Origin of the sequence: Corynebacterium sp. MSK035, from assembly GCF_030232615.1 — a bacterium.
Lineage (GTDB): Bacteria > Actinomycetota > Actinomycetes > Mycobacteriales > Mycobacteriaceae > Corynebacterium > Corynebacterium jeikeium_D.
Map to the genome: position 1 here is coordinate 24062 of NZ_JASPJP010000014.1, position 25185 is coordinate 49246.

Sequence of the window (25185 nt, forward strand, 5' to 3'; positions counted from 1 at the left end):
TCTGTCATGACATCGCGCGCTTTTTCCAACCAAATTCTGCGGTCTGCCGCAGCTCTCGCCACGCTTGGCTTGACGACGTTCCTCTACGCGAACCAAATCGAATTGCGTGCATTTAAACTCCACCGTGTGCAAGTTCCCGTGCTGGCACCCGGCACGCTCGCCCGGGCGGGAAAGCGCGAGGGTGAGCCTTTCCGGATTCTGCATGTCTCCGACTTCCACATGCTCCCCGACCAGAAGCTGAAGCAGAAGTGGGTTGCCAGCCTCGATGCTCTGAACCCTGACCTGGTGATTAATACCGGCGACAACCTGGGCAGCGACAAGGCCGTTCCCAGTGTCCTCGCAGCGCTCGGCCCCCTACTGAACCGTCCGGGTGCCTTCGTGTTCGGTACGAATGACTACTTCGCGCCGCGGCCTGTCAATCCGCTGAAGTACCTGACGGGCAAGAAGCGCAAGCCCTCGCGCGTCGAACTGCCGTGGCGCGGCATGCGTGCTGCGTTTATCGAGCACGGCTGGCAGGATGCCACCCATGCCCGGCTGGAGTTTGTGGCGGGTGGCGTGAAGGTGGCGCTGTCCGGTGTGGATGACCCTCATCACGAGTTGGAGGATTATTCGCAGATCGCCGGTGCTCCGAATGCGGATGCCGACATCGCTATCGGCCTGTCGCACTCGCCAGAGCCCCACGTGTTGGATGCTTTTGCGGAAGACGGCTACGACCTGGTGCTTTCCGGCCATACCCACGGTGGCCAGGTGTGCCTGCCCGGCGGGAAGGCCATTGTGACCAACTGCGGTATCGACCGCTCGCGGGCCTCGGGGTTGTCGCGCTGGACCGAGAAGACATGGCTGCATGTCTCCAATGGCCTTGGCACTTCCCCTTACGCTCCGGTGCGCTTGTTCTGCCGCCCATCCGCGACCTTGATTGAGGTTGTGGAGCGGGATTCGTAGTTCGTAGTCCGTCGGGGTGCAGTTCGTAGTTTGTAAGGGCGCGGCGGAGACCGCGGCTTGTTCCCACAGCCCGTTAAGCAGGCGTTTTGCATTCTGACTCAGCGTCGGGCTAAAGTAAGTCCTCGCAAGCACAGCACTGAGACGTATGTTCCCAGTTCGTGTCTGCGGCCTCGGGGTATGGCGCAGCTTGGTAGCGCGCTTCGTTCGGGACGAAGAGGCCGTGGGTTCAAATCCCGCTACCCCGACCAAGTAGAAACCCTCTCTCACCTGGAGTTATCCGGGCGAGGGAGGGTTTCGTCGTTGGCTGCTGAACCCTACTTTTTGCCGCGGTTCAGGGTTGATAGCCAAAGAGTGCGTCCAGTTCTCAAGGTAGCGACTAGTCAGGCCCCAACTGCGGCAGCACCACAGCCCGGAGTTACGTGGCAAAACTGTCAACCCGAAAACTCCGGGGCTGCAAATGTGAAACTGTGTGAGTTTATGACACTTTCAAGCCATTTTTCGGGCCATTTTTGTCATAAACCTAGTCAGTAACTCGGATCAATCCAACGTCACCAGACATAAACGCAGTCAGTAACTCCCACCGACGCCCCGTTCATCACTCGTTCCTATGTATTTTCACTACTGGATCCACAGAGACTTTCCCCGCTCCCCCAAATGCCCCTTTCACCCCGCGTGAAGCAATTTCGTGGCTGTTAGTCTGTAGAAGTACGAACCTTTTTAACAGCAATGTGAAAGTAGCCCCCAAGTGACGCACCTGGCAGCAGCTCTGGCATCAGCCAGCTCCTTTACAGCCAGTCCGCCGTCGGCGACCGCACCACCAGACCAGACATTGGCTTCTGAGTTTGCGTCCGGCGGCGTATCGGCAACATTGAATTCTTTAGATTCCGTTCTTTCTGCCCCGGCAACGATTACCGCCCAAGCAAGCAGCTCCGCAGAGCACGCGACAACGCTCGCAGCCCAAGCAGCCCAAGCAGCCCAAGCAACCCAAGCAGCTCAAGCCGCTCAAGTCTCCGCCGACAGCCTGACCCTCCTTTCGGTCCCGCTGTTGGTCGCGGTTGCCCTGGCGCTGACCCCGCTGTTTGTGAAGCTCCTTGGTCGTCACGCAGGCTGGCCCATCGTCGCGTTTTTTCTCGCGTCGGTGGTCCAGCTTTCGCGTGTAACGGACGATATTCTCGACGGCACCACCTTCACCTGGTCCCGCGTCTGGTCCCCGGAACTGAACGCGGCGTTTGCGCTGAAGCTCGATCCCCTCTCCATGGTGTTCAGCTTCTTGGCGCTGTTGGTGGGCTCGATAGTCTTCATCTACTCCACCGCGTATTTGCCGCCGAAGAAATCCGCGATGAGCTTCTACGTCCTGATGACGGCGTTCATGCTGGCGGTTTTGCTCCTCGTGCTTGCCGACGACATCATGCTCCTCTTCATCGGGTGGGAACTGGTCTCGATGGCGTCGTTCCTGCTCATTGCGAGGTCGGGCTCGTCGGGCGAGCTGGGCTCGTTGCGCACACTCCTGCTGACCTTCACCGGTGGCCTGCTGCTTCTGGCCGCCCTCGGCGGTGCGGTGTGGCTAACCGGTTCCACGAATCTCACCGAGGTTTTGGCTTCGCCTGAGTGGGAGGCCAACCCGGCAGCGCGCAGCCTCATTGCCGCGCTGGTGGCCCTGGGCGCTTTCACGAAGGCAGCTCAGTTCCCCTTCCACGCCTGGCTTCCAGAGGCCATGGCGGCGGCAACTCCCGTCTCGGCTTTCTTGCACGCTGCGGCCGTCGTCAAGGCAGGCGTTTACCTGCTGATGCGTTTTTCCACGGTCTTCGCGGACGTGCGCGTGTGGCAGTTGCTGCTGATCGTCATGGGTATGTGGACGGCTGTTGCCACGGCCTACTTTGCGCTGCAGCAGACTGACCTGAAGAAGCTGATTGCGTACTCGACGGTCTCGCAGTTGGGTTGGATTGTCGCCACGATTGGTGTGGGCACGAAGTTCGCGATTATGGCTGCGGTTGTGCACACCATTGCGCACGCGATGTTTAAGTCTTCGCTGTTCATGATGGCTGGTGTGGTTGATCACCAGGCAGGCACGCGCGATATTCGTCGCCTCGGTCCGCTGTGGAAGCAGATGCCGTGGAGCTTTGGCTCGATGATTTTCGGTGCGGCATCGATGGCGGCAATTCCGCCGTTCTTCGGCTTCATGTCGAAGGAAGGCATGCTGACCGCATTCGAAGGTGCGCCGCTCAGCAACACCGGTGTCGTCATTCTGCTGACGGTGGCGGCGATTGGTGCGATTGGTACTTTCGCGTACTCGGCACGTTTGGTGTTCGGTGCATTTGTGGATGGTCCGCGCAACGTGGACCACATCACTGAGGCTCCAATTTCGCTGTGGCTCCCGGCTGCCATCCCTGGCGTGCTTAGCCTTCCAGCCGCCTTCGCTGCCGGCGCTATTTTGAACCGCCCGCTGGACCGCGTGGCCGATACGGTCGGTCAGCTTCCGGCTGGCACGACTCAGGAATCGCACTTGAGCCTGTGGCACGGCGTGAATGTGCCGCTGATCATCTCTGTGGTTGTGCTGGCTGTCGGCGTGGGCTTCATCTTCACTCGTGCCCGCGTAGGCGCCGTCATGGCAGACCGCAAGCTCTTCCCGTTCACTGGTGTGGAGGCAATCAACGCGTCGCTGAGCGTCTCGCAGCGTGTGGGGCGCGCGATGGGCAAGGTGGCGCGTTCGCATCAGCCATCGCGTCACCTGTTGCCGCTGCTTGGTTTGCTCGCGGTGTACGCCCTGGTTATTGCAATCGCTCCGGGTGTCGGGGGCGCTCCGGTGCTGCCGAAGATCGACGGCATCGATCACCTGACCGATCTGATTCCGCTGGTTGTTGTCGTGATTGGCGTGTGGGCCACGCTTCGGGCGAAGAACCGTTTGCAGGCGGCTGTGCTGCTCGGCGTCACCGGTGTTGGTGTCACGCTGCAGATTCTCCTGCTGGGCGCACCGGATGTGGCATTGACGCAGTTCATGGTGGAAATCCTGACTGTCGTGCTGATGATGCTGGTGCTGCGCTTCCAGCCGCGTGCGTTCTCTGAGACCTCGAAGAACCGCCGTGCCTCGGCGGCGGTTGTGGCAGTTGCCGTGGGCTTGGCTACGTTCGGCGCGGTGTGGTTCCTCACTGGCCGTCGTCAGATGCCTGAGGTCGCGCAGTGGTACATCGATAACACTGAGAAGGTCACGGGCGAGACCAACATTGTCAACGTGATCCTGGTTGAGTTCCGTGCTTTCGATACCATGGGTGAGCTGGCGGTTCTCGGTATGGCGGGTGTCGCGATGGCGGCGGTTGTCACGTCTATGCCTCGCTTCCCGCACCTGCTCGATCAGCCTTCCCCGCTTGCGGAGCCCGCTCTGAACTCCATCATGATGCGTTGGCTGGTCCGCTGGTTGGCTCCGCTTCTGTTCGCCCTGTCCGCTGTGGTTCTCTACCGCGGCGGTACCGCTCCGGGCGGCGGCTTCAACGCGGCGCTGATTGGCGCCGCTGCCGTCATGCTGATTTACCTGTCCAAGGACCGCGACGAGCTGGTCTTTGGCGAGAAGATCCCGGCAGTGCTCAGCGCTGCGGGTGTCATCACGGCTATCGGCACGGGCTTCATCGGTTTCGCCAAGGGGTCGTTCTTGGCACCGCTGTACGGCGAGTTCCTGGGTCAGCACCTCACCACGGCATTGCTTTTCGACGTCGGCGTGTACCTGGCCGTCATCGGCATTGTGGCAACCGCGCTGAATCTCCTGGGCGGCCCGAACCGTCCTGGTGTGACCGGGTCGGACGATGTGATGCAGGATCTCTACTCAGACCGCTCAAGCTTGCGGGTGCCGCCGGAGATGGGCGTGTTCGCCTCAGAAGCGGAGAGCGCTCCAGCCCCCGCCCCAGCTCATACCACCGTTGAGGAGGCCAAGAAGTGATTATCGCCATCATGGCTGCCGTCCTCGCAGGCGGTGGCACGTACCTGGTGCTACAGCGCGGCATGCTGCGCACCATCATCGGTATGACTCTGATTTCCCATGCCGCCAACCTGATTATTTTGTCCACGGGTGTCGGCGCCTGGCGCGGCGAACCGCTGCTGGGCAACGAGACCACTGCGGGCGCTGGCGCTGCCGAGCAGATGGCTGACCCGCTGCCGCAGGCATTCGTGCTGACGGCCATCGTAATTACCATGGCCGTCACCGCGTTCATGCTGGCTCTGTCTGGTTTGGGCCGCGATGACGACACTCGTATCCATGAGGACCGCGAGGCTATGCGACAGCTGTCGACGGCTGGTCGTCGTGCAGGTAAGCACATTCCGGCTGACTCGGACTCCACGGTCACCGGCACCCCGGGAGTCACTCCGGCTCCGGATAAGTTCCCGCGCGAGACCCCATACGGCGGTGACGAGAAATGGTAGAAGCCTCTGCAATGTCCCCTTCAACTCTGTCTTCGCTACTGCCGCTGTTTGCGGCACTGCCGCTGATTCTGTCGGCGGTCGCAGCCATTCTGCCGAAGCTGTGGATGCGCGCGACGATGGGCATCGCCGTTCCGGCACTGTCGTCGCTGGCTGCGTTTTGGGTGATGTTCTACGTCGCTGACAACGGCCCGGTCGGCCACGGTGTGGGCGCGTTCCCCGGTGGTATCTCGATTCCTTTCTTGGCGGACACGTTCTCCATGCTGATGCTGGGTGTGGCCGCGGCTGTGGTTGCCATCGGTAACTGGTTCGCCCACGTCGCGGGCGAAAACACTTCGCGGTTCTTCCCCTCCCTGACACTGATGATGTTGTCCGGTATGTCGGGTGCTTTCCTGACTGCCGATTTGTTCAACTTCTTCGTGTTCATGGAGGTCATGCTGCTTCCCTCCTACGGCCTAATTGCGGTCACCGGTACCTGGCACCGCCTGGCTGCTGGCCGTAACTTCGTGCTGGTCAACCTCTTGACCTCCACGGTGCTGCTGATTGGTGTCGCGCTGATCTACGGCTCGGCGGGCAATGTGAACATCGCAATGCTGGCCGACATGGCCAGCGAGGGCGGCCCTGGCGGCACGGGTGTGGTCGCGCTGGGAATTGTCATCATTGCGCTGTGTGTGAAGGCTGGTTTGGTTCCGGCGCACACATGGCTGCCGAGGACGTACCCGTCGACAAGCCCTGCGGTGATGGCACTGTTCTCTGCGGTGCATACGAAGGTTGCGGTGTACATGCTCTTCCGCATTTACGTCGTGATTGTGGGCATGAATCCCTCCTGGCACTGGCCGATCATTATCATCATGGCGATCTCGATGCTGGTCGGCGCGTTTGCTGGTCTCGCGGAGAACACCATGCGTGAGGTGCTGGCCTACCAGATGGTCACGGGTATGCCGTTCATTCTGATTGTGCTGGCGTTCACGGACGCTAACGACGGGGGCGGCGCCAAGGTTGCCCTGGCTGCGGGCATTTTCTACGCAATCCACCACATGGTGACTGTCGGCGCCCTCATTCTGGGCTCCGGCGCGGTGGAAGAGACCTACGGTACGGGTACGCTCTCTAGGCTTTCGGGGCTTGCTCGCCGCGACCAGGCGGTTGCCTGGGTGATGGCGGCAATGAGCTTCTCCATTGTGGGCTTCCCACCGTTTTCCGGCGTGTGGGGCAAGGTGGGCATTGTCTTTGCCTCTGCCGCCACTGGCGATGCTCGCTCGATTGTTGCAATCACCGCAATCATCGTTGCCTCGCTGGGCTCGCTGCTGGCCATGATTCGCCTGTGGCGCGCGGTCTTCTGGGGCCGACCCATGCAGGGCGTGGATGATTCGGTTCGTGTTCCGGGAACGCTGGTTGCGCCGTCCGCCATGCTGGCAATTGTTTCTGTGGCCATGTTCGTCGCGGTCGGCGCCGTCACTTGGGCGACCACCGGCGCGGCTGATGCGCTGCTGAATATTGATGGCTACCGCGAGGCGACTCTCGGCGGAGTTGAAAACGCCATCGGAGGTATTTACTGATGAAGTTTCTGCATGTTATCCGCTATTCCCTCTGGCTGGTCTGGCAGGTTGTTGTAGCTGCGACGGACGTGGTGCTCGATACTCTGCGCCCGAACCAGAAGCAGCAGCCGGTGCTCATTGGACTGCCGCTGCGTGTGAAGTCTGACCTTGAGGTCACTCTCTTTGCCGAGTCCATCACCATGACCCCGGGCACGCTGGTCTGCGGCGTCCGTGAAACCGATGCGGGACGGTTGTTTATCATCCACGCGATCTTCGGTGCCGACCTGGACGCGCTGTACGACTCCCTCTACGACATGGAGGAGCACCTCGTCCCCCGCCTCCGCGATGTCCCCCGCCCGAAGGCGTTCGTCTTCGAGGAATACAACGCAGACCAGTTCATTGACCCGGATGCCGTCGTCGGTGTTGCCGCTGAGGTCGACCATGGTCTGCCACTGCCGGATGGCATTGCCTCCAATGGCGAAGACAAAGGAGCACGCTCATGAATGACACATTGATCGATCCCACCGCAGTACAGGTAATTAGCGGCATTGGCATTGCTCTGTGTTCAGTGGCGCTGCTTGTGGGCGTGGTGCTGATCTTCCGGGTCAAGGGCAATGTCTCACGCGCAGTGCTTTCCGACGCCGCCTTCTACCCCATGGTGGGAGTGTTCCTCACAACTGCCATGCTGCGGACTACGGCCATTACTTTCGATATTGCAATGCTGGCGGGCTTACTTGGCATTTTGTCGACCGTGGGCCTGGCCCGAGTTATTTCCCGTGGCCGCCGCTAAGACCGATTAAGGACGAATCGCAATATGAGTATCGCTTCAATCCTTGTAACTATCTTGTTTGCCGTGCTGGTCATTGGTGGATCTTTGTACCTGCTTCTGGCGGGTGTGGCCATGTGGCGCTCTAAAGATGCCCTGAGCCGGTTGAACCAGCTTTCGGCCGGAATCATGGTGGGCATCCCCGCGCTGGTGATTGCCAACTTGGTCTTAGAGGCCGACCAGGGAGTCCTGACGTGGGGCAAAACCCTCACCGCCATTCTGGCCATTGTTGCTGTTCTGGTCGTCGCTACCGTCGCCTCCGAAGTACTTGGACGCGCGGTGCTGGGTGCCCGTGACGGCTCCGCTGAGGACTACGTCCCGGAGCGGTAGCTAGTGGCGCGGGAAACGTCCTGAACACACCGTTAGCGGCCAGTTTCACAGCGACCCCTCAGCGCGCTCCGACACCCCCTTTAGGCCACCCGGCCTACCCAAAAGGGGGTATATTTCCCCACACTTTTGGCCTCCCACAATGTGATGTACCTCTCATAGGCTATGGCCCGCTCGTTAACTCCGTTTATGCCCCTAAATTGAGTGGCAGTTTTTGCCGTTAACTAAGCTTTGGTTTTCCTTACTTAGGGACCCCTTAGTTATCATTTTTGATGAATTCGCCGTTTGCCTGCACCTTTGTGACACCAAGAACAAAACAATCAATGCAATTCCGGTAAATTTTAAGAAAACAACACTCTTGTCATCCGATATTCAGGCAGAGACCGGAGTCGTCCCGACCGACTCAAAACCGCCCTCTTTCCAATATTTTTAGGCGAATTTGAGCGAGCTTTGAGGGACGCAACCGACCGGAAGCGGATCGAGGCACTTATTTTTTCATTGCAGCCCCTTGCCCCATCGGTTAACTTAATTTCTGTGAGTTCGCCAAGAGCGACTCAAAATCTTTACCCCCGAGAACCTAAGGATTTTCTCATGTCCTGCTCCGCAGAAGATATCGCAACCATCCTCGAAGCCCTTCCGGCCGTCACCGTCGAGAGCCCGCTGCCGGCTTTCGAGCAGCTGGCTGGCAACGACGTCAACTTCGCTAACGTTGGCGGCGACCTGAACCTGCCGTTCGGTAACGACTTCCTGGACATCTCCGTCACCGACGACCACTCCACCCACGACTCCCACGACACCGAGGTTTCGGACTTCCTGAACCCGGAGACCACCGTCGACCAGTCCAAGGACTTCGACTTCCTGAACCCGACCATCTCTGGCCTGGCCAACGGCTAGTAAACCCCGGGCTTCATGGCAGGACAATAGCTCCGCCAATCCTTGACACAATAAACCGCGAGTCTCTAAAAAAGACTGCGGTTTATTGTTCAGTTAAAACCGATATTCTTCATTTCGTTACTGTCTAAAAGGAACACCAAAAATGGACGTCACTCCTATCGTTGAGGTTCTGGAAGCAATGCCTTCCGGCCCGACCGTCAACGTCACCTTCGAGATTAACCCGACCATCGATGGTGATCTGACCCTCCTGGAAACCGGTGACTGGAACGCTCCGTTCGGCCGCGACTTCATGGACATCAACATCACGAACGATCAGTCCACTCACAATGACAACTCCACCCACGTCTCCGGCGTTGAGGCTGATAGTGTCTCCGACGCTGCCGAACAGGGCCGAGAGGTGTCCGAGTCCGCCGAAGAGGCTGACGAGGCTGCAGCTGCTCCGAAGTCGCTTTTCAACGGCTCCCCGAGCCTGCCGGGCATCGGTGCCTAAAACAGCTCACACTTAGGGTTGTTCCTTAGCCGCCCAAACCGGGCCGGCGTGCAGGCAACCACAAAGCCGTGGCTGTCATGCACAGACAGAAGTTTTAAATAAAGCGTTGGCCCTGCAGATGGTTTGACCATCTGCAGGGCCAACGCTTTTCTATTTACTGTGACCTACCGCGTGACTGTGCAGCTCTACTCTGCGGTTTTACTGCACAGCCCTACGCGGTTGCTTTACTTCGTTGCCTGAAAGCGCTTTTCCACCTCGGCACCGAGCCAGGAATCAACGTTGGTCCAGTACTGGTAGACACGCTGCTCCACCTCTGGGGAAACACCCTGCATGGCACCGACGATGTTGTTTGCCAAGCGATCGCGCTCGGCATCGTCCATCACGTTGCGAACAAGGTCGCCTGGCTGCGAGAAGTCATCATCCTCAGGGTGCTGCACGTAGGCGCCAGCGTAGAACTCTTCGCCCACGCTCTCCCACTGACCAAAGGCACCAGCATCGACCTGGCCGGCGTGACCGGAGCGCACTGGGCAGCCAGCGGCCTTAGCCGCAGCCGCGGTATCGGCCTCCGGGCCGCGAGCGGTGGCGTTGGAGCCGTGAACCGGCAGCTTCGGATCCGAGTAGTAGTACGTGGCCGCACCATCCTGCGAGAAGGAATTCACTGGGCAGCGAGACTGGTTCACCGGCAGCTCATCGCTGTTGACGCCAAGGCGGTAGCGGTGCGCATCAGCGTAGGAGAACACACGCGCCAGCAGCATCTTGTCCGGCGAGAAGCCGACACCCGGGACCGTATTCGACGGTGCGAAAGCGGCCTGCTCAACCTCAGCAAAGAAGTTGCCCGGGTTGCGGTTCAGGGTGAAGTGGCCGACCGGAATCAGCGGGTAGTCCTTCTGAGACCAGGTCTTGGTCAGATCGAACGGGTTCACCTTGTAGCTGGCGGCCTCGTCGTAAGGCATGATCTGCACCTTGACGTCCCAGGTTGGGTAGTCGCCGCGCTCAATTGCCTCGAAGAGATCCTGGCGAGCGTGGTCGGTGTTTTCGCCAACCAGCTCGGCGGCTTCATCATCCGTCAGGAACTCCCAGCCCTGGCGAGTCTTAAAGTGGTACTTAACCCAGAAACGCTCCCCTTCAGCGTTAATCCACTGATAGGTGTGAGAACCGAAGCCATCCATATGACGGAAGTCCTTCGGAATACCGCGGTCACCCATCAAGTAAGTGACCTGGTGAGCGGACTCCGGAGAGGCAGTCCAGAAATCCCACTGCATATTGGCGTCGCGCAAACCTGTGTCCGGCAGGCGCTTCTGAGAGTGGATGAAGTCCGGGAACTTAATGCCATCGCGGATGAAGAACACTGGCGTGTTGTTGCCCACGATATCGAGGTTGCCCTCTTCGGTGTAGAACTTCAGTGCAAAGCCGCGCACGTCACGCCAGCCATCCGGGGAGCCCTGCTCACCTGCGACAGTGGAGAATCGCGCCAGCATCGGCGTGACCGTGTTCGGCTGGAATACTGCAGCCTTGGTGTACTTGGAGACATCCTCGGTGATGGTCAGTTCACCGAAAGCACCTGCACCCTTAGCGTGAACAACGCGCTCCGGAATGCGCTCGCGGTTGAAGTGCGCGAGCTTTTCCAGCAGGTGGATGTCGTGGAGGTTAATACCTCCCTGTGGGCCATTGGTTAGCGAGTGCTGCTCTGTAGGAACCGGCGCACCGTTGAGGCGAGTGGTCGGACCATTGGAACCTTCATAGAGATTGGACATGGGGATTTCCTCCTAAAGACAGGGGCTAGATGGCAGTCACAACATGCCCTGACGTTTTCCACCCTACACGAAGTTTCATATTTTGCCTATTAGTCTCCCGCGATTGATATGTGGACTTAATTATTAGTCCGATTAGGTTCGCTGTATCAGCCGCAAACACCCGGCCCTAAAAAGGGCAAAATTCCCTCCGCGAAAACCACACGCGATGGCCGTCGAAAAGCACTTACCGCGCTTTCATGCAATACCTATCAGCACTGAATAAAAGGTATAGCCAGCACTACCACTGCCCGCGGAGGTTAAGGGTAGGATTTCACGCGTACCACGCTGTCAATTTGGATTCTGATCGGATACTTCTGCAGACATGAAAAAACAAGGGAGGGGCGCGAAAGCGCTCACAGTCTTCAAGTACACGCTGGCGTTGCTGGCGACCGTTGCGCTTCTCAAGATCGCATTCTTCCCCGCTAACGACGAGGACTATGCGCAAGCAACCGGTGATTTCTCCCAGCCCACCACGGAGCTATCCCCTCAGCGGATCAATAACACGCAGAAGCTGTCTGCCACCATCGTCCCGGACGAGCCCACCGTGATCCGCGCCAACGCTTCCGGTGAAATCACTGACGCCTATGTCAACAGCGGCGGCAACGCCGTAGAGGGGCAAAACCTGCTTCAGGTGAAGAAGACCTCGGTATCTGAGACTGCCAGCACCTCCGGCGGCGCGGATTCCGATGAAGAAGGCGCCGCAGCTGCCGCACCCGAAACCACCGTGACCTGGGGCAACATCACCGCCAAGGCTTCTGGCACTGTGCAGTGGGATATCGTCATTGGCCAGACGGTCGAGATCGGCCAGGAGATTGGCACGATTTCGCCGAATAGCTTCCACGCCGTAGCACCTATTAAGCCGAGCCAGCTGTACACGCTGGGAGACTCGATTAACAATGGCCGCCTCGCCATCACTGATGGCCCGGCACCATTTTTGTGTGATTCGGTGAAGACGGTCACGGGAAGTAGCGCGGGCTCGCAGAACACTGGCGCCGGGGATGGCGCTGGCATGGGCGCCGCCGCTGCTGGAAATTCCTCGGGCGGCCCACAGCTACGCTGCGATATTCCCGCAGATCAGACCGTCTACGAAGGTGTTCCTGCCACGCTGATTCTTGGCAGCGGCACCACCTCGGAGGTCCCGGCACTGCCGGTGACCGCGGTGGAGGGACGCTTCCGCGAAGGTGTCGTCTACGCTCCGGCTAAGGATGGCGGCAAGCCCACCAAAATCAAGGTTGAACTGGGCGCCAACGATGGCACTTTCATCGAGATTAAGCGCGGTCTGGAGGAAGGCCAACAGGTTTTGGAGTACGTGCCTTCCTACAAGGATGAGTCCGCCGGCGACGGCACTGGTGATGGCAGCGGCGATGGCAGCGACACTGGCTTCGATGAGTCCGGCGATGACGCTGGCTCTGAAAAGTAGGCCCGCGCCATGCTTAGTTTGACCGCAGTCACTCGAACAGTGACGCTCCCCAACGGCGAGGAGCTGCCTATTTTGAAAGGCATCGACCTCGAAGTGCCCCGCGGTGAGCACCTCAGCATTGTCGGCCAGTCAGGTTCGGGCAAGTCAACGCTGCTGAACATCATTGGCATGCTCGATTTGCCGGACTCCGGCACGTACACGTTCGACGGCACTGATATTTCCACCTTGTCGGACAGGAAACGCGCTGCTCTCCGGGGCGATAATTTGGGATTCGTCTTCCAGCAGTTCAACCTCTTCCCCTCCCGCACCACGCTGGAAAACGTCGAGGTTCCGCTGATGTACGACCGGGGCGAGAAGTTTTGGAATCGCACCGAGCTTGCCGCCGCGATGCTGGAGCGCGTCGGCCTGGGGGACCGCCTAGAGGCCACGCCTTCGCAGCTTTCCGGTGGTGAACAGCAGCGTGTGGCGATTGCCCGTGCGCTCGTGCGCCAACCGCAGCTCATTCTTGCCGATGAGCCCACTGGTGCGCTCGATGTCGACACCGGCAAAATCGTCATGGATCTGCTCGAAGAAGTCGCCACGGAAAACAATGCTGCGCTGATTGTGATTACGCACGATTTAGAGGTCGCCGAGCGCGGCGATCGGGCACTTGAGCTTCGCGACGGTCAGTTGCACGCCGACTCCGTCCTGCTATCTGCCGCCAACGCCATGCACGGCTTCGAGGAGGTTGCTGATGACGACGAATAAAGAAACCGAATCGAAGTCACGGCCTTCCTTCCTCTATGCAGCAACGCCTTATCTCGGCGCTCTGCTGGAAGCGTGGCATGAGCTGCGCATTAACCGTGGCCGCATCATGCTGTCGCTGGTCAGTGTGGCCGCCGCAGTGTGGGCGATGACCACAGTCATTGCGCTTGGCAATATTCTCACCAGCTCTCAGGATGCGGTAACCGCGCAGAGCACGGGTGTCGCCGGCACGGTCACGTTGACTGCCGGAGCGGGTAGTTCCGGTTCTGAGGATAGTGGAGACTTCGGCGATGGCGGCTTCGGTGACAGCAGCGCCGGCACAATGGCCGATAGCTTCGGCAGCTTCGGCGGCGCGGGCGTCGGCGGAAACGGACCGGACGATTTGAGCGTCATCAATCCGGACGGGTCCATCAACGACGCTTTTTCCGCTGCCACGCATCGCCTGGTAGAGACCACCCATGCCAACTTGTGGTCGCGGGTTCGCATGCAGCCAGCCACACCTGAGCACAATATGGATGACTGCGCACCGGATGATTACGAGTGCTTTTCGCCAGGTACTCCGGAGCTGATCGCCGCTGACCCGGGCTGGTTCGACATCTACGCCCGCACCATCGTGCAGGGACGCCGCTTGGAAGATGCCGATGGCCAGCGCTTGATGAACCCCGTGGTGGTCAACGACCAGTTCTACGAGAACCTGGGAAACCCAGCGCTAGCCGACCACCCAACCTTCACCTTGAAGGAAACCGGCAACACCACTTTCACCGTGGTGGGAGTGTATAAGTCCCTCGGATCGTGGGACGCCCCGAGCGTTGTCACGCACTACGATTCCTTCCTCAATGCCGGCTACGAGGGTCCGGTGGGTGAGCCGCAACTGCTCGTCGCAACGCCTGAAGAGTCCGCGAAGGAGAACCAGAAGGCGCTGCACAATATTTTCCAGGCGGAGCTCGGCCCCAGCTGGAAGGTGAATACCTCCCTGTCGGAGAAGGACACGGAGATTTCCCAGGAGATGAATAACACCATCACTACGGCGCTGGGCATTATCGGCGGCATCGTAATCGCGCTTGGCGCGTTGGGGCTGCTCACGGTCTCGATTGTCACCATCGGCCACCGTGTCCGTGAGATTGGTATTCGTCGCGCAATGGGCGCGTCGGCAGGCCGGATTTTTATCTCTGTGTTCTTGGAGTCGATTGTCGCCACGACGGTGGCGGGCGTGGTTGGCGTGATTGCCTCGATCATCACGGTCAAGCAGCTGCCGCTGGATAAGATGCTGGCGTTGCCGCTGGAGACCGGCGCCGTGGCCTACCCCGTCACGGCCGCGGTAATCGGCGTGTTGGTCGCGACATTCGTGGGCGCGCTGGCGGGTATTATCCCGGCCACCATCGCAGTCCGCGTCAAGCCCATCGACGCCATCCGCTTCTAGCTTTTCAGCCCCTCGTTCGCCTGGCTGCGTCACCGCCTGCTTTTTGCAGGTGAGGCCACGTGCAGCCAGGCGAATTATCTTTAGGCTTCAAGTTGCTAAGCTATGTCCATGACTCCCGCACGCCTCGTCTCTAATGACGAATACATCACGCAGCTGGCGCTGAAAGCCGGTCGCGGTGATCAGGCTGCGCTGACGGAGTTCGTGCGGCTGACGCAGAAGGACGTGTGGCGTCTGGTCGCACATCTGGGCGGCGTTGATGCTGCGGATGATTTAACGCAGGAGACGTATCTGCGTGTCATGGGGGCACTTCCCCGTTTTGCGGCGCGTTCTTCTGCCCGCACCTGGCTGTTGTCGCTGGCCCGGCGCGTGTGGGTGGATTCGGTCCGCCATGATTCGGCGCGCCCGAAGAAGTCCGCGGTGGAAGTGGAAAATGCTGCCGAGCAGTTTACGACCGGCGAGTCGTGGTCAGAGCTCGCTGACGCCCGCGTGCTGCTGGAGCAGCTGCCGGAGGAACGCCGCGAGGCACTCATTCTGACGCAGGTGCTGGGGTACTCCTACGCGGAGGCCGCGGAAATCGCAGGGTGCCGTGTGGGCACCATTCGCTCCCGCGTCGCCCGTGCGCGCCGCGATCTGGTTGCCGCGCTTGACGACGGCGACAGCGCCAACGACGACTCGGCTGCTGTTTAGGCCCGCTCCGGCTAGGGCACCTAGCCGTTGTAGTTTGTCTCCCCGCGAAGCTGGCTAACGGTCCAGTTCGATTTTGTAGGTCGAGGCAATATCCGCATGTCCGAGGGCATCACGCATATCGCGCTCCGCGTTTTTCAAGGCAGCTACAACAGCGGGGAGGCTCGCCTGCGGCGGCATCGCCACAGTCACTTCTAAGGTGGGGATTCCATTATCCCGGTAGACCCGCGACTCCGCCTGGTTGATGTGGACGTTGCGCTCTAGATCGGCGCACACCGCATCGGCAACATCGGCGACCGGCAGCGAAATCTCTCCTAGTTTTTCCTGTGATTCCGATGCGGCGACCGTGCTGAACCGGTGCGATCGCAGATTAGCGACCACCAAGCTGCAGCCGACAACCGCTAGAATCGCTGTGACGACACCGAGGACGGGAACATACCAGCTTTGCTCAGGTATTTTTTCCCAGGATTCCATCCGGCCGGTGTCGTGAAGCCACTGTGCGGGTGCGACGTCGAAGTAGCTTGCAATCGCCCATGTTGCTACCAGAAGTAGCAGTGCTGAGAAGAGGAACAACACAATTCGGTCGAATACGCTTACTGATGTTTTCACTTGTCATCACCTTCGTATCCGCCGTGAGTTCCGGAAGCAAGTGCCGTGCCATTCTGGATTTCTTGGTAGTCAGACTCATGCATCCAAACTGGCAGGTTGCCATCGTCATCGACGCGTACATACCGGCGCGGGGCAGGAAGGAACACCGCGATGAGCTGTCCCAGCCCATAGATTGCAGCGAGGATTCCGACGAGGAGCAACACCCATGACGCGGCTGAGCCCTGTGGGTTGCTGAACCAGTCGAATGCTGGCTGTAACCATGAGGTGTCACCTGAGCTATTGGCGCTAATGATTGCTTCTCTACCTGCGACTACGGCCGCTGCAATCATCAACAGACCGGTGAAAACTCCCAGCCCGCGGACCTTTGGTGATTGACGCGGGTCACGTCCCTGGCGAGTTTCGACTGACTCGTCCGAGACCACCGCGGCCGATAACCTCTCAGTCGGCGTCATAGGGTGTCACCTCAATCTTTTTCAGTGGGCGCGGCTCTGGCGTGCTTACCACCACGGTACGTGGCTGTGGCACGGATACCGGGCGCAGCTGCTCCTGTCGCGGTGCGCGAACTTGTTTCAGCCGAGTTGGACGCGGCATTTTAACCGGCCGCAGTAGCGCTGGTCGTGGCGTCTTAACGCTAATTGTGCGTGGCGACGGCACTCGTACCGGACGCAGCTTTGGTTGCCGGGGGACACTCACCTGTACCAAGGACGTCGGCTTTGGTGCTGTGACCTTTCGCAGCTGTATTGGCCGTGGAGTTGGTGTGCGACGCACCTGTACCGGCTTCGGTGCCGAGGTGCGAGCCACTGGCAGCGGCGGCGGCGCAACAATGCGACGGGCCGGTTGCGGCTTCGGTGCCTTAATAGCCACAGCTGGTAGCGGCTTCGGCGGGATGACGGAGTGCACCGGTTGTGGAGCAGGCGCTGGGACACTGCGTACTCGTTCCGGACGCGGCGGAGTAATGCTGCGTACCGGCTGCGGTGTCACCGGCTGAATGCTACGCACTGACTGCGGCTGCGGTACTGAAATACTGCGCACTGGCTGCGGCGTCGGCACGGCGATGGACCGCACTTCTGGGACCCGCCGCACCTGCGGAGCGGTCACTACCTGCTGGTTCACCCGGACAGGTGTCAACTGCGGGTGATCTGAAAAGTACGCTAAGTCCTGTCGGGTGACACGCACGTGCCCGGGTTCGACACTGTCGATGTCAACATCGACGGTGACATTTTCAAGACCGGCCATATCAGCGAGCCAGGCGGCGACGCTTGAACGAATGCGCACCGCAATTTCCGCTGTCGGCGCCGGCCATGATGCAACGGCGCGAACTGCGACTCGAACTGCACTAACGGCATTGGTCGTGGCAGAACTAGGGGCAATCTCACTATCGATAGAGACAATTGGATAGTCGCGCCCTAGCACACGGGATTGGTCGAGGGTGCCGGGAACCGCGCGCACGGCCATCTCTACGATGCGGCGGATTGCCTTTTCGCTTACGACGGTGGTGCCACGCGTTGCTGGAACGTGGATAGTCACCGTCGGCGGCCTCCTCGGTTGAACTTACGGTTGAGCTCGGGCGCATCGATTTTGCCATCGAGTACCGCACCGGCTGCACCGGCCAGACCTCCGAAGGCAATAACCGCAAGAAAACCCGTGAAACCACCAATCATTGCGGCGAAGCACAGGACAACGGCAATCGTCGCGAAGGTCTTTGTGTAATTATCGAACATGAAATTCCCCTTTATACGGGCTTAACTGCCCATCCTGCCCGGCCTCGACGCGCAATAGTTGTTAACTACTGAACGCGTGGCTGCTCCTTGGGCTCGTTAGCAGCCGCGATGGCCTTGCGCTGCTCTTCGCGCTGCTTAGCGGCCTCTTCTTCGCGCTCCTGCGGGGTCTGGTAGTCGGTGTGAACATCGGAAACATCAACATTGACTTCAGTGACCTCGAGGCCGGTCATACGCTCAACGGAGCTAATGACGTTCTGACGGATAGCCTCTGCCAGCTCGTGGATGGCAACGCCGTACTCAGCGATGATGGTGACGTCGACTGCAGCCTGGCGCTCGCCGACCTCAACGGCAATTCCCTGGGACACGTTGGCGCTGCCGCCGGAGACAAACTCACGGACGGAGCCAGCGAAGCGATCCATGCCACCACCAAGGTCATAGACACCGGAGACCTCGCGGGTAGCGATGCCTGCAATCTTGGAGACGACGCTGTCGTCGATAGAAGTGTGGCCGTGACCGGTTCCCTTATTCGCGGAGTCCGAGCCAGCCTGAGTTGCCGGGGTGTTCTTAGCAGTGTTCTTTGCGTTGTCAGCCATGATGTGCCGTTCCTGTTCTCAGTGTTGTAGACGAAATGTCTGGACAATGCCGATGCTATAGCCGCCACAGGCAATCTGCAGTGCGACTAGGAGTACATAGCTGCGTGAGACCCCCTCTAGTAGGGCTTTCGTTATAAAAAATTCTTAGATAACCGGATCGCAGATTTGATTTGTTTTTGCCCACAGCCTTCCGGGTATTTTTGTATTTTTGGATTACTCCTGCGTGACGGCAGTTTTTACCTGCCATTCACGGTTCTGATGTTACGAGCGGCCCCCACTTGCCTGCAGAATGCTAACAAATTCAACAACTTTGTATAACAAGGTGCAATTTGCGGCACTATTCCATATTTCGACGTTGGATTAGTACCGGCCCTGGTTGGAACTCGTGCGCGCCACGATTTGGTTGCCGCGCTTGACGACGGCGACAGTGCCAGCGGCGACTCTGCTGCTGGTTAGTGCAGCTGTTTAGCCATGCTCCCCCGATAGGCGTTGCCCTTTTTGCCACCCCATTTTTGGAGCGCTATCGCACATGATTGCTCAGTTGAGCGTAGGTTCTACCTTAACTGATAGTTTTATACATTTCCTTATATTCGCGATACGAAACGGGTATATAAACTGCCCGGCACGCTTAAGTTCCATCTTTTTCGACGAGATTAGCTTCGTTTTTGCGCATCTTTAGGATGATTGGACGCTTACCATGCGCGTTCGTATTCGCCCTCTAGGAAAACCAACCAGAGGAAATGCTTTTCAATGTGCGACCTGGAAGCGCCAGAACCAGTTTTTGGGCCGCCACCGACCAACTCACTGAGGAGCAGATTTCCCCATGAATAGACCTTCATGGATTTTCACTGTCACTGCCATCATCACGGCTACAACCGGACTACCGGCCTACGCTGCCACTATCAACCAAGGTGATCCAGTTGTTATCGTTCACGCTAATGGGCCACAAGCCAGTGTCTGTACAGCTGGCTACGTCGACAAAAGTAACTCTCAGATCTACACAGCAGGTCATTGTGGGCAAGAAGGAGACACGGTGACGGATGGGACCTTTCAGAAAATTGGAGTATTCCAACCGTCTCCCACCTATGACCATTCACTAGATACGGGAAACGATATCGGAGTTGTTTCGCTTGATGACCCCGCTATTGCCGGTGAGAATTCCTATTCGGGTGACTCAATAATATCCCCAACAGATGTTCAAACTGGTGAGACAGTCTGCATATACGGCAACACTACGGGGAAAGTGACCTGCGGTTTAGCCGCTGACCGAGAGGCATACCAAACCGAGGACAGTGCTCTACAGGTTCAAAATGTGCACGCTCAACGCGGCGACTCCGGTGGCCCAGTATGGGTCCCGGAAAGAGGCGCTGTCGGTGTTGTATCGACTACCTGGAACATCATCGATGGGAACGGGCAGCACCTTGGCTCATACATCACTGCTAACTCACCCTGGTAAGAGGGTTTGGTGATGTAGGGTTTCCTGATGGGTGGGAAGCCAGCCTAGTTCTTTTACTGCCAAATGGGTTCTGTGCAGGCAACTGCACAGATCCCATTATTTGTTATTAGGCCTGCTGGCGGCGAGTCCAGAACCAACCGCAAGCTGCGATTACCGCACCGAACAGCGTCCAGAGCAGGACTCCGTTTCCACCGGTCTTTGGTAGCGTTCCGGTCTTGGTGTCGGTCACCTGCATGATCATGAGCTCGCCGGAGCCTTCGGCCTTAATCAGCGGGCTACTGCCACCCACCACCGAGATGGTGTACTCCTTAGTCTCCTGGTCAACTGAGATTTCAAAAGCTACTGGCTCTGGCAGCAGGCTAAGCCCTGCCGGCGACTTAGTCTCTACCAGGTAGAAAGTACCAGTTTCGTTAATCTCAATTGACTTCTGATCTGGGGTGATGGTGTAGACCGGTCCTCCGCTGAAATCCGGCTGACCACCTGCCGAGGGGTAGATATCGAAAGTCGCACCACCAAGCCCCGGTAGAACCTTGACTCCTTCGCCATCGACATATTCCGCCTTTTCCAAGGTCAGCTTGCCTGGCTTGGTGTCCGGCGCTTCGTAGTTATCGACTACACAGGAAATGGAAGACAGGACCTTATTGGATTCCGACATCTTCACCCGGAAGCCGAACTCGCCGACGTTTTCGACCTTCAGTGGTGAGGTCTTCCCGCCTCGGGTTTGAGTACACACCGCGTTGAAATCACCGGTGGAATCTAACGTGTCACCGCGACGGAACAGGGTGTAGCCCTGCTTCTGCGTTTCGGTGAGAACCAGCGATTGCTCACGTTCGCTTTCAATGTTCCACGATGCAGTACCCTTGTCGGATTCGGATCCGGAGGTCACCTTCATCGACTGATGGACCAGCGGACCGGACCCGGTGCCGATGACATTGTCATTTGCGGCAAGGGTAAATTCCCAGCCAGGGGCACCGTCTTCGAGAACCTTGCCGTTTTCATCGACAATGCGCTTCTTGACCTTCACAACTCCGTTACAGCGAGAAGCAAGTTGTTCACCAATCTGCTTCATCTGCGCGGCGAGCTTGGAGTACTGCTCGACTCGGATGGTGTCACCGGTGCCAGAAATATCCTCACCCATGGTCTTGACCCCACGCGGACCATAGGTCCACTTGGATTGATCACGCGTAATCTCGATATTCCTGCCTTGTGGGGTTCGCTCCCAAACCTTGAAACCACCATTCTTATACGCAATCTCGAAGTTAGCAGTAGTATCATCGCCCACATAACTTGCTGCATCTACGTACTTATTCGTGAACTGCCAATAAAGTCCGGGCTCTGAAATGCTTGTGCCACTCTTCCACCAACGTACATTCTTTAGTACGAGATCCTGAGTAACAGTTGTGCGCTGAGCATACTTTCCACCTACAGTCAGGTCGACCATAATCGGGACGATGCGAGTTCCGGCCGCTTTCAGCTCATTAGCTGCATCAATTGCCTGGTTAAGGGCGGATTCTTGAACAAATTCGCCACCAAGTTTTAATCCGGGCGCTTTCGAGGAATATGTCGGCATACCGTCGGTGATGAAGTACACCACGTCATAGTTTCCTGCCGCGACCTGCTTGAGGCCTGCCTCCCAGTTGGTCGAGCCGTCGCCTTGCCAATTAGCGACAATGCTCTTTGCCCGGTTTACACCTTGTTCTGATTGCAACGAGATGTAAGGAGGGTTCTGCCCATAGGTTGAGCCGTTTGCAGCACGTGGCGCTCCACCCGCGAAGTTGTAGATACCCAGTTCTGCAGGGGTTCCAGCCAGCGAATCAATCAAAGCATTTGCCGCCCGCTTCGACTCGGTAAAGCCATTTGAATCAGCGTAATTCAGTGAGGTGGACAGGTCGGCCACCACAGCAATGCGCAGGCCACAGCGCTGCGGCATCGGCGGATTAGCGACACGTCCGTGAACCCACTGAGCTCCATCCGGCGGAGAGATAATCTCCGGTGGTTTTGGTGTGCTCTTTTTCTCTCCGTACACATCGAGCGTCACCTTCAGGTTCTTGTTCTGTGAAAGATTATTGGTGAAGGTAAACACTGCATCTTTAGGCACGAGAGCAGAGTCAACCGGCTTGCCGTCCTTTACCGGTACGACATCCATAGTGATGAACCCATTGCCGATGTTGACGTTGCGCTTCAGCAAAGTCACACCTGGTTCAATTTGGTCCAGCGTGAGGTTGTACTTCTGCGGATCCAAGAAAGTCGCGTCAGTTTCGATACGCACCGTTGCATACTTCATGTGAGACTCCTCAGTCACCTTAGCCGTAAAGGCATTGGGCTTCTTCGGATCTACTGGGTCAGCTTTAACTGCAAACTCGTGACCGATGGCGTCAAAGTGACGCCCTTCGACAGCCGGTGGCTTGGGGTCTTCGGAGGAATTTGAGCAGTTTTTAACTTCACCACTTAGATTGAAAGTCCACTCGGTACGCGCATTCGGAGCAAGCTTAAAACCTGGCTGCGCTACAGCAGTGACTTTGACAGTTCCTGGCTTGTTCTGCTCATACACATGAGGTCCGGCAGGCGCCTTTTTTGCGTTGAGGTAGTAATCAACTCCCTTGGTGTCCGGGATATTGATGTAAGCCTTCTCCACGCACTCCGGTGCAGTTGCAGGGTCGACAAGAGTCGGTTCTGCTGGAGTTATCGTTCCCGGCTCCGGTTCCGGCTCCGGGGTCTCTGGCTCGGTGGGCTCAGTCGGCTCTGTTGGATTTGTCGGCTGGGTAGGCTCCGTCGGGTCCGTTGACGGATCTGTTGGCTGACTTGGATTGGTGGGCTCAGTAGAACCTGCGGTAGTGCCACGAAGAGTCAGAGATACGCTGCCCGTTGCTGCGCTATTATTGATCCATAACTCTAAGTTAATTTTATCGCCCGCTTTCACCGTTTGATTTAATCCACTGTGCACAATTTCAAACGGTGCCCGTCGCGCCTCATAAGGCGGTCGACTCTGGTCGAACTGAGCTGGAATCATCCTGCCATTAATGCTCAATTCATAAGTTTGAAGCCACTCCGAGCCGCCAACATTGAACTGGAGACTGTCAATCGTCGCGTCACTATTAACTGTGAACTCAAACTTCGCGTCGCCCGGATTTGGCTTCGCCTTGATCTTCTTAAACTCATACTTCGGCGGGGTGGTCGGAATAACCTCCGTCTGTGCCTGCGCCTGTGGCGCGTTGGGCGCAAACGCCTGACCGCTGACAACGAGAGCTACCGCTAGCAAAGCAGCCAAGAACATGCGAAGCACAGTTCGCAGTGAATCCGGCAAGCGGAATGTTGTCGAAAACATTAGTTCTTCCTACTTTCTGAGTTCTTCCTGCTAGCGGCGATAATGACGAATCCTCCACCAATCAGGGCTGCGGCGAGAGCTACCAGCCCTGCCACCTGTACACCGGTAAGCGCCAGCGAGCCGGAACTTCCGCTGCTTCCGGAGCTCGACGAGGATCCAGAAGAGTCCGAAGGTGTCGAGGTCCCCGGCTCATCAGGTGGCGTGGAGGTAGTCGACGGGGTCGTCGAGGTTCCCGGTTCACCCGGTGTTGTCGGCGTCGTTGGCGGGGTCTTCGGCGGAGTCGATGTGCCCGGCGTCGTCGGTGGAGTCTTAGGCGGTGTTGCCGGCGGCGTCGTTGGTGGGGTCTTCGGCGGAGTTGTCGGAGGTGTCGACGGTGGTGGCGTCTCCCCCGGCTTATGCGACTTCGCCACAATGACTCCCTCTACCGGAGTGGAGTCATAATCCAGCCCATAGAACGGCACCGATACTAGAAAGGGATTAATCTCCCGGTAGCTGTCGTTCGGAGCCGTCGAGGTAACGAGGTAAATACCCTGCGGCAGATCGCTGAACTTCACGGAGCCGTTTTCATCAGTGACCTGGCTAAAGTGAAGGTCTTTCGGCCATGCAGCAAGCTCAGCGGCAGTGGCGTTTTCCACCTTCTCGCGGTCCTGCGGCCTAGACGGCGAGACTCCCTTGAGACGCTCCAGATGGACGGTCACACCAGAAATAGAACCCGAAGCTGGCGAATTATCATCGTCCGGGTTTCCTGGGCTCAAGGTAATGCGCACAATGTCCGTGCCGCTCGTTGCTGAAACGCCCGGGGCATCCTGATGCCCAACAATTCTGGCCGCGTTGGCGTCATTCGCGCCAACTGCACCCATTACTGAAACCAGAGCGCAGGCAGCTAAGAACGCAGCTATCCGGTTCCAGGGGGATGTCAAAGATTTATTCATTGTCGTTTTCCCACCACGAAGTGTTGTTATTATCCTCGGACGCTGATTCGCTGCCGTCAGCGAGTCCATCGCTGTCTGCGTCGCCATCAGCAGTCTCGACGTCCGCGTTCTCGGCGTCGTCGTCAAGCTCTTCGTCGGCATCGAGGCGCTGGCGCCAGAGCCACCACGCGAAGCCCGTGCCAAGCACAAGTACCGCTATAAGCAGGGCGTACATCCACCACTGCCATCCAGTTCCGTGCGTTTGGTCGAAGATTTTGCTTTCCGACGGATCCATCGGCACTTGGTGCCCACGCACTAGCAGACGGTGCGTGTTGATTCCGTAAGGAGTGCAAGTGATGAGGGTGATGTAGTCCTGGCCTTCAATGGGACGAAGATCATCGGTCTCATGCGGAAGTACAACCTTGATTTGATCAATCTCGTACTTCAGCTTGTGACCTGCGACCTGGATATAGAAGGCGTCTCCCTCTTTTGCTTTCCGCAGGTTATCGAAGAGCGTTACATTAGTAAGTCCGGTGTGTCCGGTAATGATGGAGTGGGTTCCAACACCGCCGACTGGAAGATCAGATCCGTATAGGTGTCCGAGCCCCTTGGCGAGCACCTCATCGCTGGTGCCGTGGTAAATCGGCAGGTCAGCCTGAATCTCTGGGAAAATCAGACGCGCCATCACGTCGGTAGCGTTTAGCTGATCGAGATAAGCGGCGTACTCGGGGTTGTGGTCATTAACTTCGTTAAGCCACGGGTCCAGAATCGGGCCGGTGGTTTGGCGCTCATTGTAAGAATGAGCGCGTTCCCACTGTTCATCTTTAACTTCTTGAGGTACGGACTTTTCCAGCTTGGCGAACTCTTTGGCCGCCTTAGAGGTGCCGTAATTGTTCAATGCCGTGGAGACAACCGGGTACAGCATCACAAGCAAGCCCACAATCACCAAAATTGCGGGGAGAACCATGCTGTTCTTTTTCGCCTGCTCAGGCTGTTCAGGCCGCTCAGCTGATGCGTCCCGCGTCAGAGTAGACGCAGAGTGTTTACCCACGGAGGAACTCCCAAGAAGTCAATCAAAAAGGGATGTGGCC

General features: G+C 58.1%; 23 protein-coding genes and 1 tRNA gene. 15 read left to right on the forward strand and 9 right to left on the reverse strand.

The window, feature by feature from the left end; genetic code table 11:
- Positions 1 to 6 precede the first annotated feature (6 nt).
- From QP978_RS08835 to QP978_RS08880, 10 genes are all read left to right on the forward strand, one after another.
- Positions 7 to 942, forward strand: coding sequence for a metallophosphoesterase (locus tag QP978_RS08835; RefSeq protein ID WP_150961456.1), 936 nt, complete (start codon positions 7 to 9; stop codon positions 940 to 942).
- A 171-nt stretch (positions 943 to 1113) separates the two neighbouring features.
- Positions 1114 to 1190 (forward strand) — tRNA-Pro (locus QP978_RS08840).
- A gap of 497 nt (positions 1191 to 1687) precedes the next feature.
- Entirely contained in the window at positions 1688 to 4870 is a 3183-nt protein-coding gene (locus tag QP978_RS08845) for a DUF4040 family protein (protein ID WP_284857081.1), read from the forward strand.
- Positions 4867 to 5349, forward strand: coding sequence for a sodium:proton antiporter (locus QP978_RS08850; protein ID WP_147719227.1), 483 nt, complete (start codon positions 4867 to 4869; stop codon positions 5347 to 5349). Before QP978_RS08845 ends, QP978_RS08850 begins: the two co-directional genes overlap by 4 nt.
- An 11-nt stretch (positions 5350 to 5360) precedes the next feature.
- Positions 5361 to 6902, forward strand: coding sequence for a monovalent cation/H+ antiporter subunit D family protein (locus QP978_RS08855; RefSeq protein WP_284857082.1), 1542 nt, complete (start codon positions 5361 to 5363; stop codon positions 6900 to 6902).
- Positions 6902 to 7384 (forward strand): Na+/H+ antiporter subunit E, encoded by a 483-nt coding sequence (locus tag QP978_RS08860; RefSeq protein ID WP_016421915.1) that lies wholly within the window; start codon positions 6902 to 6904, stop codon positions 7382 to 7384. The genes QP978_RS08855 and QP978_RS08860 overlap by 1 nt, the downstream gene beginning before the upstream one ends.
- Positions 7381 to 7671 carry a monovalent cation/H+ antiporter complex subunit F gene (locus QP978_RS08865; protein ID WP_005511667.1) on the forward strand — a complete coding sequence of 97 codons (291 nt, stop codon included), beginning with the start codon at positions 7381 to 7383 and terminating at the stop codon, positions 7669 to 7671. Before QP978_RS08860 ends, QP978_RS08865 begins: the two co-directional genes overlap by 4 nt.
- 24 nt (positions 7672 to 7695) lie before the next feature.
- Complete coding sequence (locus tag QP978_RS08870) at positions 7696 to 8037, forward strand: monovalent cation/H(+) antiporter subunit G (protein ID WP_070644162.1); 342 nt, start codon at positions 7696 to 7698, stop codon at positions 8035 to 8037.
- Positions 8038 to 8625: 588 nt separating this feature from the next.
- Positions 8626 to 8928 carry a hypothetical protein gene (locus tag QP978_RS08875; RefSeq protein ID WP_284857083.1) on the forward strand — a complete coding sequence of 101 codons (303 nt, stop codon included), beginning with the start codon at positions 8626 to 8628 and terminating at the stop codon, positions 8926 to 8928.
- A 142-nt stretch (positions 8929 to 9070) separates the two neighbouring features.
- Entirely contained in the window at positions 9071 to 9418 is a 348-nt protein-coding gene (locus QP978_RS08880) for a hypothetical protein (protein ID WP_016421912.1), read from the forward strand.
- A 224-nt stretch (positions 9419 to 9642) separates the two neighbouring features.
- On the opposite strand, the gene QP978_RS08885 is transcribed toward QP978_RS08880, so the two are convergent.
- Entirely contained in the window at positions 9643 to 11172 is a 1530-nt protein-coding gene (locus QP978_RS08885) for a catalase (RefSeq protein WP_284857084.1), read from the reverse strand.
- A 361-nt stretch (positions 11173 to 11533) separates the two neighbouring features.
- Between QP978_RS08885 and QP978_RS08890 the strand changes: the two genes are divergently transcribed.
- The 4 genes from QP978_RS08890 (at position 11534) to QP978_RS08905 (ending at position 15482) form a co-directional block, all read left to right on the forward strand.
- Entirely contained in the window at positions 11534 to 12631 is a 1098-nt protein-coding gene (locus QP978_RS08890; protein ID WP_284857085.1) for an efflux RND transporter periplasmic adaptor subunit, read from the forward strand.
- A 9-nt stretch (positions 12632 to 12640) separates the two neighbouring features.
- On the forward strand, positions 12641 to 13378 hold the full coding sequence (locus tag QP978_RS08895; protein ID WP_038627399.1) for an ABC transporter ATP-binding protein: 738 nt from the start codon (positions 12641 to 12643) through the stop codon (positions 13376 to 13378).
- A complete protein-coding gene (locus QP978_RS08900; RefSeq protein WP_284857086.1) occupies positions 13365 to 14795 on the forward strand; it encodes an ABC transporter permease in 1431 nt (476 codons plus the stop codon). The genes QP978_RS08895 and QP978_RS08900 overlap by 14 nt, the downstream gene beginning before the upstream one ends.
- Before the next feature lie 102 nt (positions 14796 to 14897).
- Complete coding sequence (locus QP978_RS08905) at positions 14898 to 15482, forward strand: RNA polymerase sigma factor (protein WP_284857087.1); 585 nt, start codon at positions 14898 to 14900, stop codon at positions 15480 to 15482.
- A 54-nt stretch (positions 15483 to 15536) separates the two neighbouring features.
- Here QP978_RS08905 and QP978_RS08910 read toward each other — a convergent pair whose 3' ends face one another.
- The 5 genes from QP978_RS08910 to QP978_RS08930 all read right to left on the reverse strand — a co-directional run bounded on the left by QP978_RS08910 (position 15537) and on the right by QP978_RS08930 (position 18402).
- Positions 15537 to 16088: a hypothetical protein gene (locus tag QP978_RS08910; RefSeq protein WP_005511704.1), complete on the reverse strand. Its 552-nt coding sequence runs from the start codon at positions 16086 to 16088 to the stop codon at positions 15537 to 15539.
- Entirely contained in the window at positions 16085 to 16540 is a 456-nt protein-coding gene (locus QP978_RS08915; protein WP_040361864.1) for a hypothetical protein, read from the reverse strand. Before QP978_RS08915 ends, QP978_RS08910 begins: the two co-directional genes overlap by 4 nt.
- The gene (locus QP978_RS08920) at positions 16527 to 17615 is read right to left on the reverse strand and encodes an Asp23/Gls24 family envelope stress response protein (protein WP_070852196.1); all 1089 of its coding nucleotides are present in this window, start codon (positions 17613 to 17615) and stop codon (positions 16527 to 16529) included. The genes QP978_RS08915 and QP978_RS08920 overlap by 14 nt, the downstream gene beginning before the upstream one ends.
- Complete coding sequence (locus QP978_RS08925; protein ID WP_005511694.1) at positions 17612 to 17809, reverse strand: hypothetical protein; 198 nt, start codon at positions 17807 to 17809, stop codon at positions 17612 to 17614. The genes QP978_RS08920 and QP978_RS08925 overlap by 4 nt, the downstream gene beginning before the upstream one ends.
- Positions 17810 to 17874: 65 nt before the next feature.
- On the reverse strand, positions 17875 to 18402 hold the full coding sequence (locus QP978_RS08930) for an Asp23/Gls24 family envelope stress response protein (protein ID WP_016421902.1): 528 nt from the start codon (positions 18400 to 18402) through the stop codon (positions 17875 to 17877).
- An 823-nt stretch (positions 18403 to 19225) separates the two neighbouring features.
- On the opposite strand from QP978_RS08930, the gene QP978_RS08935 reads away from it, so the two are divergent.
- Complete coding sequence (locus tag QP978_RS08935; protein WP_284857088.1) at positions 19226 to 19858, forward strand: trypsin-like serine protease; 633 nt, start codon at positions 19226 to 19228, stop codon at positions 19856 to 19858.
- Positions 19859 to 19964: 106 nt separating this feature from the next.
- Here QP978_RS08935 and QP978_RS08940 read toward each other — a convergent pair whose 3' ends face one another.
- From QP978_RS08940 to QP978_RS08950, 3 genes are read right to left on the reverse strand one after another with little or no spacing between them, the layout of a single operon-like run.
- A complete protein-coding gene (locus tag QP978_RS08940; protein WP_070827620.1) occupies positions 19965 to 23183 on the reverse strand; it encodes an LPXTG cell wall anchor domain-containing protein in 3219 nt (1072 codons plus the stop codon).
- A complete protein-coding gene (locus tag QP978_RS08945) occupies positions 23183 to 24115 on the reverse strand; it encodes an isopeptide-forming domain-containing protein (RefSeq protein ID WP_284857089.1) in 933 nt (310 codons plus the stop codon). Before QP978_RS08945 ends, QP978_RS08940 begins: the two co-directional genes overlap by 1 nt.
- Complete coding sequence (locus tag QP978_RS08950; RefSeq protein WP_284857092.1) at positions 24108 to 25121, reverse strand: class C sortase; 1014 nt, start codon at positions 25119 to 25121, stop codon at positions 24108 to 24110. The genes QP978_RS08945 and QP978_RS08950 overlap by 8 nt, the downstream gene beginning before the upstream one ends.
- Positions 25122 to 25185: the final 64 nt, after the last annotated feature.